Genomic DNA, 11,750 nt, shown 5'->3' with positions numbered 1-11,750 from the left:
AGCGCTTGTGTATCAAGCGCTGGAAGCTATCTTTATGGAAGCATGCGGCACGGGTGGGTGCGCACGGCCGGCGATCTTGCGGGCGCGCAGCCCGGGCGGCTTGACTGTGCGTTCTGCAGCGCTTGACAGGCCGTTTCAGACGTGCAGGCTGAGCAGCCGGTCGGCGTGCTCGGCCGGCGCGGGGGTGGAGGGCGTGGGCGGCGCCATGCGGCGTCGCCGGCTGAGAGCGCCTGGCACGCGCTCTGGCATCAGGCCGCACCACCCAGCATCAGGTCCAGGTTCTGCACGGCTGCCCCCGAGGCGCCCTTGCCCAGGTTGTCAAACACGGCGCTCAGCAGCACCTGGCCGTGCCGGGCGTTGCTGAACACGCCCAGCTGCAACCGGTTGGTGCCGTTCAGAGCCTGCGGGTCCAGGTGCTCGGCCGCTGCGGCGGTGGCGGAGGGCATCACCTCGACAAAGCGGGCGTCGGCGTAGTGCTGCTGCAGGCAGGCGCGCAGGTGCTCGCCTTGCGTGCCCGGCGCGAGCTGCCGCAGGTGCAGCCCGATGGTCAGCACGATGCCCTGGCGGAATGCGCCGTACGAGGGCAGGAAAAACGGGCGCTGCGACAGCCCGGCATGTTGCGCGATCTCGGGCGTGTGCTTGTGCTCCAGTTGCAGCCCATAGACCTGGAAGGCGGGCGCGTGGGCTGCCTCGGGGCCTTCGTGCGCTTGCACGCGGGCCCGCCCACCGCCGGAGTAGCCCGACACCGCATGGATGTTGAGCGCATGGTCGGCAGGCAGCAAGCCGGCCTGCACCAGGGGCCGCAGCAGGGCGACGGCGCCTGTGGGGTAGCAGCCGGGGTTGCTGACGCGCTGCGCGCTGGCGATGCGCGCGGCCTGCGCAGCGTCCATTTCCGGAAAGCCATAGACCCATTGCGCGTCCGTGCGGTGGGCCGAGCTGGCGTCGATCACGCGCACGGCGGGGTTGCGGATGGCGGCCACGGCGTCGCGGGCTGCAGCATCGGGCAGGCACAGGATGGCGATGTCGCAGCTGTTGAGGGCTTCGGCGCGGCGCGTGGGGTTCTTGCGGTCGGCCTCGGGCAGTGTCAGCAGCTGCAGGTCGGTGCGGCCGTGCAGGCGCTGGTGGATTTGCAGGCCGGTGGTGCCTTGGTCGCCGTCAATGAAAACGAGGGGCTGGTTGGTAGTCATGGTGCGGATTCCTGGCGTGGGGGATGCGGAATCTTCGGCGCCGGCCTAAACTTTGAAAAGTTGAATTTCACAAACATCAAGATCAGTTCTGCTGAACGTCATGCGCGAACTCAGTCTCGACCGGCTGCGCACCCTGGTCACCATCGCTGACCTCGGGTCCTTCGCCGAAGCTGCCCGCACGCTGCACCTGGCGCCGCCCACGGTCAGCCTGCACATTGCGGACCTGGAGGCGTCGATCGGTGCGCCGTTGCTGGTGCGCAAGCGGGGCGAGGTGCGGCCGTCCGGCGCGGGAGAGGTGCTGGTGGAGCGGGCCCGGCGCCTGCTGGCCGATGCCGACGAGGCCATAGACCTGGTGCGGCGCCAGGTGCAGGGGCTGGAGGGGCGGGTGCGGCTGGGCGCATCCACCGGCGCCATCGCGCACCTGCTGCCCCAGGCGCTGGAGGTGCTGGGCCGACAGCACCCCGGCATCGATGTGCAGGTGGCGGTGCTCACGTCGCAGGAGACCGTGTCGCGGCTGGCGCTGGGGACGCTGGACGTGGGCCTGGTGGCCTTGCCCATGGCCTCGGTGCGTGGGGTGGCGGTGATGCCCTGGCGGCGCGACCCGGTGATGGCGTTCGTCCCCTCGGCCTGGGCGGCGCCCGGAAGGGTCACGCCCCGGTGGCTGGCGGGTCAGCCGTTGATCCTGAATGACGACGGCACCAGCCTGTCGCGCCTGACGGGCGAATGGCTTGCCTTGGCGGGCGAGCAGCCCAAGGCGCGCATCCAGCTCAACTACAACGATGCCATCAAGAGCCTGGTGGCGGCCGGCTACGGGGCGACGCTGCTGCCGCACGAGGCCTCCACCGCCACGCCGCTGGACCCGCGCATCCGCATGCTGCCCGTGCAACCCCGGCTGTGGCGGCCCCTGGGCATTGCCCACCGCGCGGGCCCGGTGGAGCGCGCCACCCAGCATGTGCTGGATGTGCTGTGGCAGCAGAAACAGGCGTGATGCGACCCGCGGCCTCAGTAGCTGCGCCCGCCCTTGTACATCGCATGCTGGCGCCGGTTCAGCGTGGCCACCTCGCCCAAGCGGCCCATGGCCGCGCCGGCGTGGGCGTGGGTGATGGCCAGGCCCAGGCCGTCGGCAGCGTCCGTGCCGGGCAGGCCCGGCAGGCGCAGCAGGCGGCGCACCATTTCCTGCACCTGGCTTTTGGCCGCGCGGCCGTGGCCGACCACGGCTTTTTTCATCTGGAGCGCGGTGTATTCGGCCACGGGCAGGTTGCTGGCCACCAGGGCCGTGATGGCGGCACCCCGCGCCTGGCCCAGCAGCAGCGTGGACTGGGGGTTGACGTTGACGAACACGATTTCCACCGACGCCACGTCCGGCTGGTAGCGCGCCGCCACTTCGGTGATGCCGTCGAAGAGCACCTTCAGCCGGCCCGGCAGGTCACCCAGCGCGAGGCTGGTGGTGCGGATGGTGCCGCTGGCCACGTAACTGAGCTGGTGGCCCTCCACATCCACCACGCCGAAGCCGGTGGTCTGCAGGCCGGGGTCGATCCCTAGAATGCGCATTTGCTATTTATTTGATAGCTGCTTGCGCTTGCTGGTAAAGCGCTGGCGGCCAATTTTATTCAAAGACCAAAGTACCAGCGTGCCGAGTGGAAGAACACCGGCGCGGCAAAGCACAGCGCGTCCACACGGTCCAGCAGCCCGCCGGCGCCGGTGACCGACAGGCCCTGCATGCCCCAGCTGGTGATGCCGCGGTCGCGCTTGAGCGCCTTCATCACCAGGTGCCCGAGGCTGCCCGCCAGGCAGGCCAGCAGCGCCATGCCGAGCGCCTGGCCGGGCTTGAACGGGGTGATGAAGGTGAGCAGCGCGCCGGCCAGCCCGCCGGCAGCCACCCCGGCCAGCCAGCTCGGCCACTGGAAGCTCTGGCTGACCTGCGGCGCCACGGGCTTGTGCGGAAAGCGCCGGCCCAGCAGGTGCTGCACGACCATGCAGGTCTGCACCACGAACACCAGGAAGAACACCAGGAACGCCCCCTTGTCCCGGTACCCCGGGAAGTCCAGCAGCAGCAGCGCGGGCACGTGGCTCATGCCGTAGACGCACACCATGATGCCCCACTGCAGCTTGGCGTTGCGCTCCAGGAAGCGCTCCGGGTCGTTGGCCAGGGCGCTCGCCACGGGCAGCGCCAGGAACACATACACCGGGATGAACACGGTGAACAGGTCGAACATCCTGCTGCCCACGATCCAGAACTGCAGGGGCAGCACCACGAAGAACGCCAGCACCAGGCTGCGGTGGTCGCCCCGCCGCGTGGGCGAGAGGGTGATGAATTCGCGCAGCGCAAAAAACGCGACGATGGCAAACAGCACCGTGGCCACGGTCTCGCCCAGCACCCAGCCCACCCAGAAGACGGTGGCCATCACCCACGAGGTCTTGAGCAGCCCCCAGAAGCGCTTGGCTTCCAGCGCGCGGGCTTCGGCGCCGGGCTCCTGGCTGGCTGTCTCGCGCAGGGTGCGCGCGAAGGCCCAGACGGTCACCGCCGACAGGAGGCCGAACACCACCAGGAAGAGGGCGCCGATCTGCTGCGTGGCCGTGAGGTTGCGAAGAAAGTCGTTCATGCGGGGGCTGCCTGCTCACACGTCGCGCAACGCGATTACCGCCTGGCGCGCGCGGTCCAGAAAGGGGCGGCGCTCTTCGCCCGGCTCCAGCTGCACCGGGGCGCCGAAGGTCACCGAGCACAGGATAGGCACGGGCACCACTTCGCCCTTGGGCATCACGCGCTGCACGTTGTTGATCCACGCCGGCACCAGCACCACCTGCGGAAACATCTGCGCCAGCTTGAACAGGCCGGACTTGAACGGCTGCGGCTCGCCCCCATGGCCGCGCGTACCTTCGGGGAAGATCACGATGGAGTCGCCGCTTTCCAGCGCGCGCACCAGCGGCACCAGCGGGTCGGCTTCTGGCAGGGCGGCGCGCAGCGCCTCGGGGCTGGGCGGGGGCGGCGGCGTGTCGGGGGACGGATCGGGGCCGCCCGCCATGGCGGTGGCGGCATCGGCGGAGGCGGCGGCCAGGGCGTCCGGCGGGGCGGCGGCGGGCGCCGGGGGGCGCGCGGGCGTGGCCTGCCGGTCCACGTACACGGCGTTGAACACGGCGGTGGTGATCCACTGCCGAAACGGCGTCTTGGTCCAGTAATCCTTGGCCGCGATGGGCCGCGTGATGGTGCGCAACTCCTCGGGCAGCGCGGCCCAGATCAGCACCATGTCCGCGTGGCTCTGGTGGTTGGCGAAGTAGATGCGCTGCTCGGCCTTGGGCGGGCAGCCATACCAGCGCGCCTGGGAGCCCGTGAGGAACCGCACGATTCCGAGCAGCAGGAGACTCATCAACTTGGCAAGCATGGCGCCGATGATACGTGGCGGGGCTTTGCCGCATGCCGCTGCGGCGGCGGGGTGAGCCGACCCGTGGCCATTGCATAGAATCGCCAGCGTTGCCATGGGCCGCTCCTTGCGGGTGCCTGCCCATTCTTCCGGCCGGCATTCCGGGCCGGGCCCGCGTGAACCGGCGGAACGCCGGACGCACCTCCCCTTTCCCTTATCACTGATTTCCGCTCGCCTATGGTTGGAGATGCTGTTGTGGCGCCGTGCTGGCGTCCGCCGAGTGCGTGGCTGCAGCGCACGCCGTGGCCCCGTGCGACGGCGGGCTTGCTCGGGGGCGTGCTGGGCGCTGCGGCCTGGTTGGGCGGGATGCCCGCGCCGGCCCAGGCCCAGGGCCTGCCACCCGCTCCGACCGTGGCCAGCGCATTGCCGGCGCCGCAGCCCTCCGCGGCACCGGCGGGCGTTGCGGCTGTGGGGCGCTTGTTTGTGCGCCCGCTGGGGCACCTGTTGATCGTGGGAGGCGGCGAAACACCGCTGAGCGTGCAAAAGCGGTTCGTGGCGCTGGCGGGGGGCACCCCAGCTCATTGGCGTGGGCATTGACGAGGAAACCGCCCTGCTGGTGCGGCCCGAAGGCACCTGGGAGGTGCTGGGCAACTACCACGTCAAGCGTCTTCGACGCCCGCCGCGCGCAGATCGTGGACGACGAGGGGCCCATGGCCAAGGCGGCCGACATCCGCATGCATGTGCTGCCCGAGGGCGGCTTCTTCGATCCGCTGCGGCGCAAGGTGACCTTCCAGGAAACCCACTTTCCCTGAGCGGGCCGGGGGGCATCAAGGCAGCTCTGCGCTTCCCATGCGCGCCAGGATCGTGCGCGTGCGCCCCGCCAGGTAGGCCGACCCCGGCGCCTTCTCGAAGCGCTTGGGGGCGGGCAGCATGACGGCCAGGCGGGCGGCCTCGGCCGCGCCGAGCTTGCTGGCGCTCTTGCGGAAGTAGTGCTGCGCGGCGGCTTCGGCGCCGAACACGCCTTCGCCCCACTCCACGTTGTTCAGGTAGATCTCCAGGATGCGCTGCTTGGAGAGCAGCTGCTCCAGGGCCAGCGTCAGCACGAACTCCTGGCCCTTGCGCAGCAGGGTGCGCTCGCCCGAGAGCAGCAGGTTCTTGGCCAGCTGCTGGGTGATGGTGGAGCCGCCGCGGATCTTGGGCGCGCGCTGCGGCCGGTCGGGCGCGCGGGCCAGGGCCTTGCTGGCCTGGGCTTCGGCCTTGGCGTTGCGTTCCCAGGCTTTTTCGATGGCGTTCCAGTCCACGCCGTCGTGGTTGACGAAACCGTCGTCCTCCGAGGCGATCACGGCCCGCTTGAGGTGGTCGGAGATATCGGCATAGGGCACCCATTGCTGGCGCCAGGGCACATGGCCCGTGCTGGACAGCAGCGTCCAGGCCTCGGAGCGCTGGAAGGTGGTGGACTGCGGGTTGACCACCACCATGGCCGCGATGCGCAGCACAAAAAACAGCTGCAGCGCCACCAGCGACAGCAGCACCCAGCCAAGCCAGCGCAGCACGGCTTTCATGGCGGGGTGGCCCGGTAGCATTGCATGGCGGTTGCGCGGCGTTTATGCGGCCGCGGCCTGCAGTTCCGCCAGCACCTGGCCCGAGGGCGGGCGCACGCCGCGCCACAGCAGGAAGGCTTCCGCGGCCTGTTCCACCAGCATGCCCAGGCCGTCGCGCGGCACCGCGCCGTGCTGGCGGGCCCAGCCCAGAAAACCCTGGGCCGCGGGGCCGTACATCATGTCGTAGGCCAGGCTGCCGGGGCGCAGCACCTGGGCCGGCACCGGCACCCCGGCCCCGGCCAGGCTACTGGCGGTGGCGTTGATTATCACATCAAAATCGGCCTCCAGCGCTTGTGGTTCCTGCGCAAGCAGCTCTGCTTTTTGTAGCGCCGCCAGGGCGCTGTGCGTCTGCACCAGGGCCTGGGCCCGGGAGAGCGTGCGGTTGGCCACGGTGACGTGGCGCACGCCCGCCTGCAGCAGCGGGCCCAGCACGCCCGCGGCCGCGCCGCCGGCTCCCACCAGCAGCACGTCGCGCCCGGCCAGGGACACGCCGGCGTTGCGGGTGATGTCGGCCACCAGGCCCAGGCCGTCGGTGTTGTCGGCGTGGAGGCTGCCGTCGGGGCCAAAGCTCAGCACGTTGGCGGCGCCGGACAGGTGCACGCGCTCGCTGCAGGTGGTGGCCAGGGCCTGCGCCTCGAACTTGAAGGGCACGGTGATGTTGCAGCCGCGCCCGCCCTCGGCCCTGAAGTCGCGCACGGCCTGGGCAAAGCCGTCCAGCGCCACCAGGCGGCGCTCGTAGCGCAGGCGCTGGCCGGTGAGTTCGGCAAAGCGGGCGTGGATGGCGGGCGAGCGGCTGTGGGCCACGGGGTTGCCCATCACGCAATAGAGGTCGGTGGAGGAGGTCATGAGGCTTGTTGCTGCGTGCATCGCTGGAAGAGGGGGCCCAAGCCGGGGGCGCCGCGGAACCGGCTTCGCCCGGCCACTGGCGGCGTCCCCCGGGGTGGAAGGCGCCGCAGGGGCTCAGAGGGGGCTACCTCACACTCGTTTCAAGGGTCTGTTCGCGGGTGAACTTGAAGCGCGCCACCATGGCGATCTGGTCGGCCTTCTTGCGCATTTCGGGGGAGAAGGTGCCAAACGGGCCGGCGGCGCGAGCGATGGCCTGGGCGCGGCGGTCCAGCGTGGCGTTGCCGGAGCCCTGCACGACCTCGGTGTCCAGCACGCGGCCGTCGTGGTTCACCGTGACGATCATGGTCAGTTCGCCGTAGAGCTTCTTGCCGCCCTGCTCGGGGAAATTCTCGGTGCCCTTGTCTTCCACCTTGTGGCGCAGCGCGTCGTAGTACAGGGCATAGGCCTCTTCGCGCGTGGCAGGGCTGATGTAGCGCTTCTTGGGCCGCGAGTTTTCCTCGTTGATGCGCTTTTCAATCTCGGCCAGCAGCTTGACCAGCTGGCGCCGCTTTTCCTGCTCGCTGGCCTGCTCGGCGCTCTGGGCGGCCTGGCGCGGGTCGGGCACCGGCATGGTGGCCAGCTGCTTGCGCAGCTGCGCCAGCAGCTGCGCCTGCTGCTCCTGCATCGCATCCATCTTGCGCTGCGCTTCCTCGAAGTCGTCGCCGAGGGTCGTGAGCGCCGTGTACGGCAGCGGGCTGGTGGCGCGGCCCTTGTCGGCATCGCCGCCGCCGGCCAGGTTGGCCTGGGCAATGGCCTGGGCCTTGTCGGGGCGGTCGTTCGACTTGGCGTTGACCAGGATGACCTCCAGCGGCGTGTCCTGGAACACGCGGTTGAAGCCCTCGGGGTCGATGAAGCGCACGGAGATGAGCGCGGCATGCACCGCCACCGAGACGCCCAGCGCCAGTTGCAGCGTGCTGAAGGTGCGGAGGAAGGCAGGAAGTTTCATCGCCCGCGATTATCAGGGGGGATCCGGGGGCTCAGGCGGCGTTGGCTGCGGCGTCGGCCGGCGCTTCGTTCACGTCCACCGCAATGGCGATGGGGCCGGCCACGGCGTCGTCATCGTCCTCGGCATCGTCCACCGGGCCGTCGTCGCTGGTGTCCGCCGGGTCGTCCAGGCGCTCGATCACGGTGCCGTGGATATCGAGCGTGATCTCGTCCACCTCGCCCAGCTTGACCTTCAGGCGCGCGCCGCGCGGCAGGTTCTGCGCGCCCAGCACCGGGAAGACCAGCGGAATGTCGTCCGCCCGCACCAGGAAGCTGCCGCCCGGCCCTTCCTTGAAGACGGTGGCGTTCAGCTCGGTGATGCCGTTCTGCTCCACGTACTTCAGCGTCCAGAAGCGCTCCATGCCGGCCTGGTAGCCGTTGTAGGCGCTGTAGGCGGCGTCAAAGCTGCTGATGATGGAGAACAGGTCGGCGTCCTTGGGCTTGAAGGGCGCGGCCAACGCGGCCGTCTTGCCGTGGCGCGCGCAGGCAATGATCTGCCACTGGTTGACCAGGTCGGTGTAGCGGCGCAGAGGCGAGGTGGCCCACGAATAGGCCTTCACGCCGATGCCCGCATGCGGCAGCGCCTTGGTGCCCATGCGCACCTTCACGCCCGGCGCCATGCTGGCCTGGCTGCGGTAGATGCCCGGCACGCCCAGCTCGGCCATCCAGCTGCCCCAGGTGCTGTTGGCCACGATCATGGCCTCGGCCACGATCAAATCGAGCGGCGCGCCGCGCTGGCGCACGCTGATCTGCACCTGCTCGTTGCCCGTGGGCTCGGCGCCGTTGTTGCCGACCAGGCGGAAGTTGTAGTCCGGCCGGTTGAAGGTCTCGGGCTTGCCGCGCACGACTTCGCGGCGGGCCTTGAGGTCCTTGGCGAGGTGGTATAAAAAGGATAGCTGCTCGCGCAGTCCAGACAAGCGCTGCGGGTCGTTTTGATGCTCAAACGCCGGGTTTGTGAGCCATTCTTCCGTCACCACGCTGTCGAGCTGGTCGTGGCGCAGGTTGGCGGCCACGTGCACGCGCTCGAGCTTGGTCTCCGAGCCCTTGAACTCCAGCGTGGCCTCGTCAATGGTCACGTACAGCGACACGGCCGGGTTGGCGCGGCCTTCGTCCAGCGTGTAGGTCTGCACCACGTCGTCGGGCAGCATGGTGATCTTGTAGCCGGGCATGTACACCGTGGACAGGCGCGCACGGCCGAGCTGGTCGATGGCGCTGCCGGGCTGGATGGCCAGGCCCGGCGCGGCGATGTGGATGCCCAGCACCACGGTGCCCGTGCCCAGGCCCTGCACGGACAGGGCATCGTCGATTTCGGTGGTCTGCGAGTCGTCGATGGAGTAGGCCTGCGCTGGCGACAGCGGCAGCTCGTCCGCAATGGCGGGCGCCGTCAGCGCCGGGAAGCCCGTGCCCTTGGGGAAGTTCTCGAACAGGAAGCGCTTCCAGTGGAACTGGTAGGCCGAGTCGATGGCGCCGGCCTTTTGCAGCAGATCGAGCGGCGCGGTGTGCGTGGCGCGGCTGGCCTCGACCACGGCCTTGTACTCGGGCGCGTTCTTGTCGGGCTTGAACAAGATCTTGTAGAGCTGCTCGCGGATGGGCTGCGGGCACTCGCCCCGGCCCAGGGCCGCGGCCCACTCGTCAATCTGCGCGAGGAGGGCCTTTTTCTTCTCGATGGCGGCCAGCGCCTGCTGCAGGATTTCGGCCGAGGCCTTCTTGAACCGGCCCTTGCCCGCACGGCGGAAGTAGTGCGGCGCCTCGTACAGGCGCAGCAGCGCACCCGCTTGCTGCGCCAGCGTGGCGTTGTCGGAGAAATAGTCCCGCGCCAGGTCGGCAAAGCCGAACTCGTCCTCGGGGGCGAACTCCCAGGCCAGGTCGAGCTCGATGGTCTCGGCCACGGCCTGCGCCTGGGCGATGAACTCCGCGGGGGCGGGCTTTTCGAACTTCAGGAGGACGTTGGCGGCCTTGACCTTCACCCGCTTGCCGGAATCGAGCTCGACCTGGGCGGAGGTGTCGGCTTCCGACAGGATACGGCCGGCCAGGAACTTGCCGGCTTCTTCAAACAGTGCATGCATGGCGAGGATTCTCCCATGGGTGGGCATGCCGGCCGGTGCGCCGCTGGCCAGCACCTATGATCCAGGGCTTTGCCCGACGGGCCGCTGGAAAGCCCCATGTTGTTTGATGCCATTGCCGCGCCGCTGGCCATGTTGGCGGTGGCTCTGCCGTTTCTTTTCGCGGTCACGGACGCGCCGATGTCCAATTTCTGGCCGCTGGTGGCCTCGTGGACCTGCGTGGCCGTGTTGCTGCTGCTCGGGGCGGTGTCGGCGCACCCGGCGCCTGGGCACGCGCGCCGTGACGCGCGCTGGTGGGCGCTGGTGCTGGCCGGCGGGCTGGGCGGGGCTGCGGTGCTGGCCAGCGGCATCGGGCTGGTCCAGTACTGGGTGGGCGACGTGGGGCTGGGGCCGTGGATCCATGCCTCGGTGCCGGGGCAGGCGGTGGGCAACCTGCGCCAGCGCAACCAGCAGGGCACCCTGCTGAGCCTGGGCGCCTGGGCCTGGCTGTGGTGGACGCTGCATGCCCGGCCGCTGAACGGCCAGGCCCTGGGCACGGCGGGACCGCCGGCGCGCGGCATGTCCCCGGCCTGGGGCGTGGCTGCCGCGGTGGCGCTGGCGGTGCTGGCCGTGGGCGCGGCGGCCACGGCGTCGCGCACGGTGGCGCTGCAGTGGGCGCTGCTGCTGGGGCTGGTGGCCCTGTGGCACGGGGCGGGCAAAAGCGCCGCGCTGCGCTGGGCCGCCGTGGGACTGGCGCTGTTCCTCCTGGCGGCCTGGGTGCTGCCCGAGGCGCTGTGGCGCTGGCAGGGCGTGCGGGCGGATGCGCTGTTCCACCGCTTTGCCGACGGCTCCCGTGCGTGCACGAGCCGCCGGGTGCTGTGGTCCAACATGCTGACCCTCATCGCGCAGAAGCCCTGGCTGGGCTGGGGCTGGGGCGAGCTGGACTACGCGCACTACGTCACCCTGTTTCCCGGCGAGCGGTTTTGCGTGCTGCTGGACAACGCCCACAACCTGCCGCTGCACCTGGCGGTGGAGCTGGGCCTGCCCACGGCGCTGGTGTTGTGCGGTGGCGCACTGGCGCTGTGCGTGTGGGCGCGGCCCTGGCGCGAAACCCAGCCCGCACGCCAGTTGGCCTGGGGGGCGCTGGCCTTCATCGGGCTGCACAGCCTGCTGGAGTACCCGCTGTGGTACGGGCCGTTCCAGCTGGTGGCGCTGTTGTGCCTGGCGATCCTGGCCTGGCCGCGGCAGCGGGAGCTGCGTGTGCCAGCGGCCGTGCTGGCGGGCGCTGCGCTGGCGGTGGCCAGCGCCTGTGCCGTGGCCGCGTGGGACTACCACCGCGTGAGCCAGATCTTCAAGCCCGCCGCACAGCGGGCGGCGGCCTACCGCGAGAACACGCAGGCCAAGGTGTCGCGGTCCCTGCTGTTTTCCAGCACCCTCGACTTTGCCCGGCTGACGACCACGGGCCTGACCCGCGAGAACGCCGCGGAGCTGAACACCCTGGCCCGGCAGCTGCTTCACTACTCGCCCGAGCCGCGTGTCATCGAGCTGCTCATTGAAAGCGCGGTGATGCTGGGCCGGGACGACGAGGCGGCCTTCCATCTGCAGCGCTACCGCATCGCCTACCCCGACGACTACCGCCGCTGGAAGGGCGCGCCCGCGGCGCCGCCCGCCGCGGGCGCTTCCGGCCCTTGA

The 11,750-nt window shown here is 70.1% G+C and carries 10 protein-coding genes; 2 read left to right on the top strand and 8 right to left on the bottom strand.

Annotated features, from left to right (window positions below; all coding sequences use genetic code 11):
* Window positions 1-248: 248 nt before the first annotated feature.
* The gene (gene argC, locus ACOYR3_RS19255) at window positions 249-1,187 is read right to left on the bottom strand and encodes an N-acetyl-gamma-glutamyl-phosphate reductase (protein WP_422843911.1); all 939 of its coding nucleotides are present in this window, start codon (window positions 1,185-1,187) and stop codon (window positions 249-251) included.
* A 100-nt stretch (window positions 1,188-1,287) separates the two neighbouring features.
* On the opposite strand from argC, the gene ACOYR3_RS19250 reads away from it, so the two are divergent.
* Window positions 1,288-2,175, top strand: coding sequence for a LysR family transcriptional regulator (locus tag ACOYR3_RS19250; protein WP_422843910.1), 888 nt, complete (start codon window positions 1,288-1,290; stop codon window positions 2,173-2,175).
* Between the two features lie 14 nt (window positions 2,176-2,189).
* On the opposite strand, the gene ruvC is transcribed toward ACOYR3_RS19250, so the two are convergent.
* The 7 genes from ruvC to ACOYR3_RS19215 form a co-directional block, all read right to left on the bottom strand.
* On the bottom strand, window positions 2,190-2,738 hold the full coding sequence (gene ruvC, locus ACOYR3_RS19245) for a crossover junction endodeoxyribonuclease RuvC (RefSeq protein WP_422843909.1): 549 nt from the start codon (window positions 2,736-2,738) through the stop codon (window positions 2,190-2,192).
* Window positions 2,739-2,797: 59 nt separating this feature from the next.
* On the bottom strand, window positions 2,798-3,790 hold the full coding sequence (locus ACOYR3_RS19240) for a phosphatidate cytidylyltransferase (RefSeq protein ID WP_422843908.1): 993 nt from the start codon (window positions 3,788-3,790) through the stop codon (window positions 2,798-2,800).
* Between the two features lie 15 nt (window positions 3,791-3,805).
* A complete protein-coding gene (locus tag ACOYR3_RS19235) occupies window positions 3,806-4,567 on the bottom strand; it encodes a lysophospholipid acyltransferase family protein (protein ID WP_422843907.1) in 762 nt (253 codons plus the stop codon).
* Between the two features lie 806 nt (window positions 4,568-5,373).
* A complete protein-coding gene (gene mtgA, locus ACOYR3_RS19230) occupies window positions 5,374-6,108 on the bottom strand; it encodes a monofunctional biosynthetic peptidoglycan transglycosylase (RefSeq protein ID WP_422843906.1) in 735 nt (244 codons plus the stop codon).
* Between the two features lie 42 nt (window positions 6,109-6,150).
* Entirely contained in the window at window positions 6,151-6,993 is an 843-nt protein-coding gene (gene aroE, locus ACOYR3_RS19225) for a shikimate dehydrogenase (protein ID WP_422843905.1), read from the bottom strand.
* A 124-nt stretch (window positions 6,994-7,117) separates the two neighbouring features.
* On the bottom strand, window positions 7,118-7,978 hold the full coding sequence (locus ACOYR3_RS19220; RefSeq protein ID WP_422843904.1) for an energy transducer TonB: 861 nt from the start codon (window positions 7,976-7,978) through the stop codon (window positions 7,118-7,120).
* Between the two features lie 31 nt (window positions 7,979-8,009).
* Window positions 8,010-10,082, bottom strand: a complete 2,073-nt coding sequence (locus ACOYR3_RS19215) for a ribonuclease catalytic domain-containing protein (RefSeq protein WP_422843903.1) — start codon at window positions 10,080-10,082, stop codon at window positions 8,010-8,012.
* A 96-nt stretch (window positions 10,083-10,178) separates the two neighbouring features.
* On the opposite strand from ACOYR3_RS19215, the gene ACOYR3_RS19210 reads away from it, so the two are divergent.
* Window positions 10,179-11,750 carry a PglL family O-oligosaccharyltransferase gene (locus tag ACOYR3_RS19210; RefSeq protein WP_422843902.1) on the top strand — a complete coding sequence of 524 codons (1,572 nt, stop codon included), beginning with the start codon at window positions 10,179-10,181 and terminating at the stop codon, window positions 11,748-11,750.

Source organism: Acidovorax sp. M2(2025) (genome assembly GCF_049330835.1).
GTDB lineage: Bacteria > Pseudomonadota > Gammaproteobacteria > Burkholderiales > Burkholderiaceae_C > Acidovorax.
Note: the sequence above shows the minus strand (reverse complement) of the source record. Positions and strands in the feature narration are given on the sequence as shown.

Bases quoted from the DNA above. Each gene is read 5' to 3' on its own strand.
- ACOYR3_RS19235 (WP_422843907.1), bottom strand. From the start codon at position 4,567: ATGCTTGCCAAGTTGATGAGTCTCCTGCTGCTCGGAATCGTGCGGTTC.
- aroE (WP_422843905.1), bottom strand. From the start codon at position 6,993: ATGACCTCCTCCACCGACCTCTATTGCGTGATGGGCAACCCCGTGGCC.
- ACOYR3_RS19240 (WP_422843908.1), bottom strand. From the start codon at position 3,790: ATGAACGACTTTCTTCGCAACCTCACGGCCACGCAGCAGATCGGCGCC.
- mtgA (WP_422843906.1), bottom strand. From the start codon at position 6,108: ATGAAAGCCGTGCTGCGCTGGCTTGGCTGGGTGCTGCTGTCGCTGGTG.
- argC (WP_422843911.1), bottom strand. From the start codon at position 1,187: ATGACTACCAACCAGCCCCTCGTTTTCATTGACGGCGACCAAGGCACC.
- ACOYR3_RS19250 (WP_422843910.1), top strand. From the start codon at position 1,288: ATGCGCGAACTCAGTCTCGACCGGCTGCGCACCCTGGTCACCATCGCT.
- ruvC (WP_422843909.1), bottom strand. From the start codon at position 2,738: ATGCGCATTCTAGGGATCGACCCCGGCCTGCAGACCACCGGCTTCGGC.
- ACOYR3_RS19210 (WP_422843902.1), top strand. From the start codon at position 10,179: ATGTTGTTTGATGCCATTGCCGCGCCGCTGGCCATGTTGGCGGTGGCT.
- ACOYR3_RS19220 (WP_422843904.1), bottom strand. From the start codon at position 7,978: ATGAAACTTCCTGCCTTCCTCCGCACCTTCAGCACGCTGCAACTGGCG.
- ACOYR3_RS19215 (WP_422843903.1), bottom strand. From the start codon at position 10,082: ATGCATGCACTGTTTGAAGAAGCCGGCAAGTTCCTGGCCGGCCGTATC.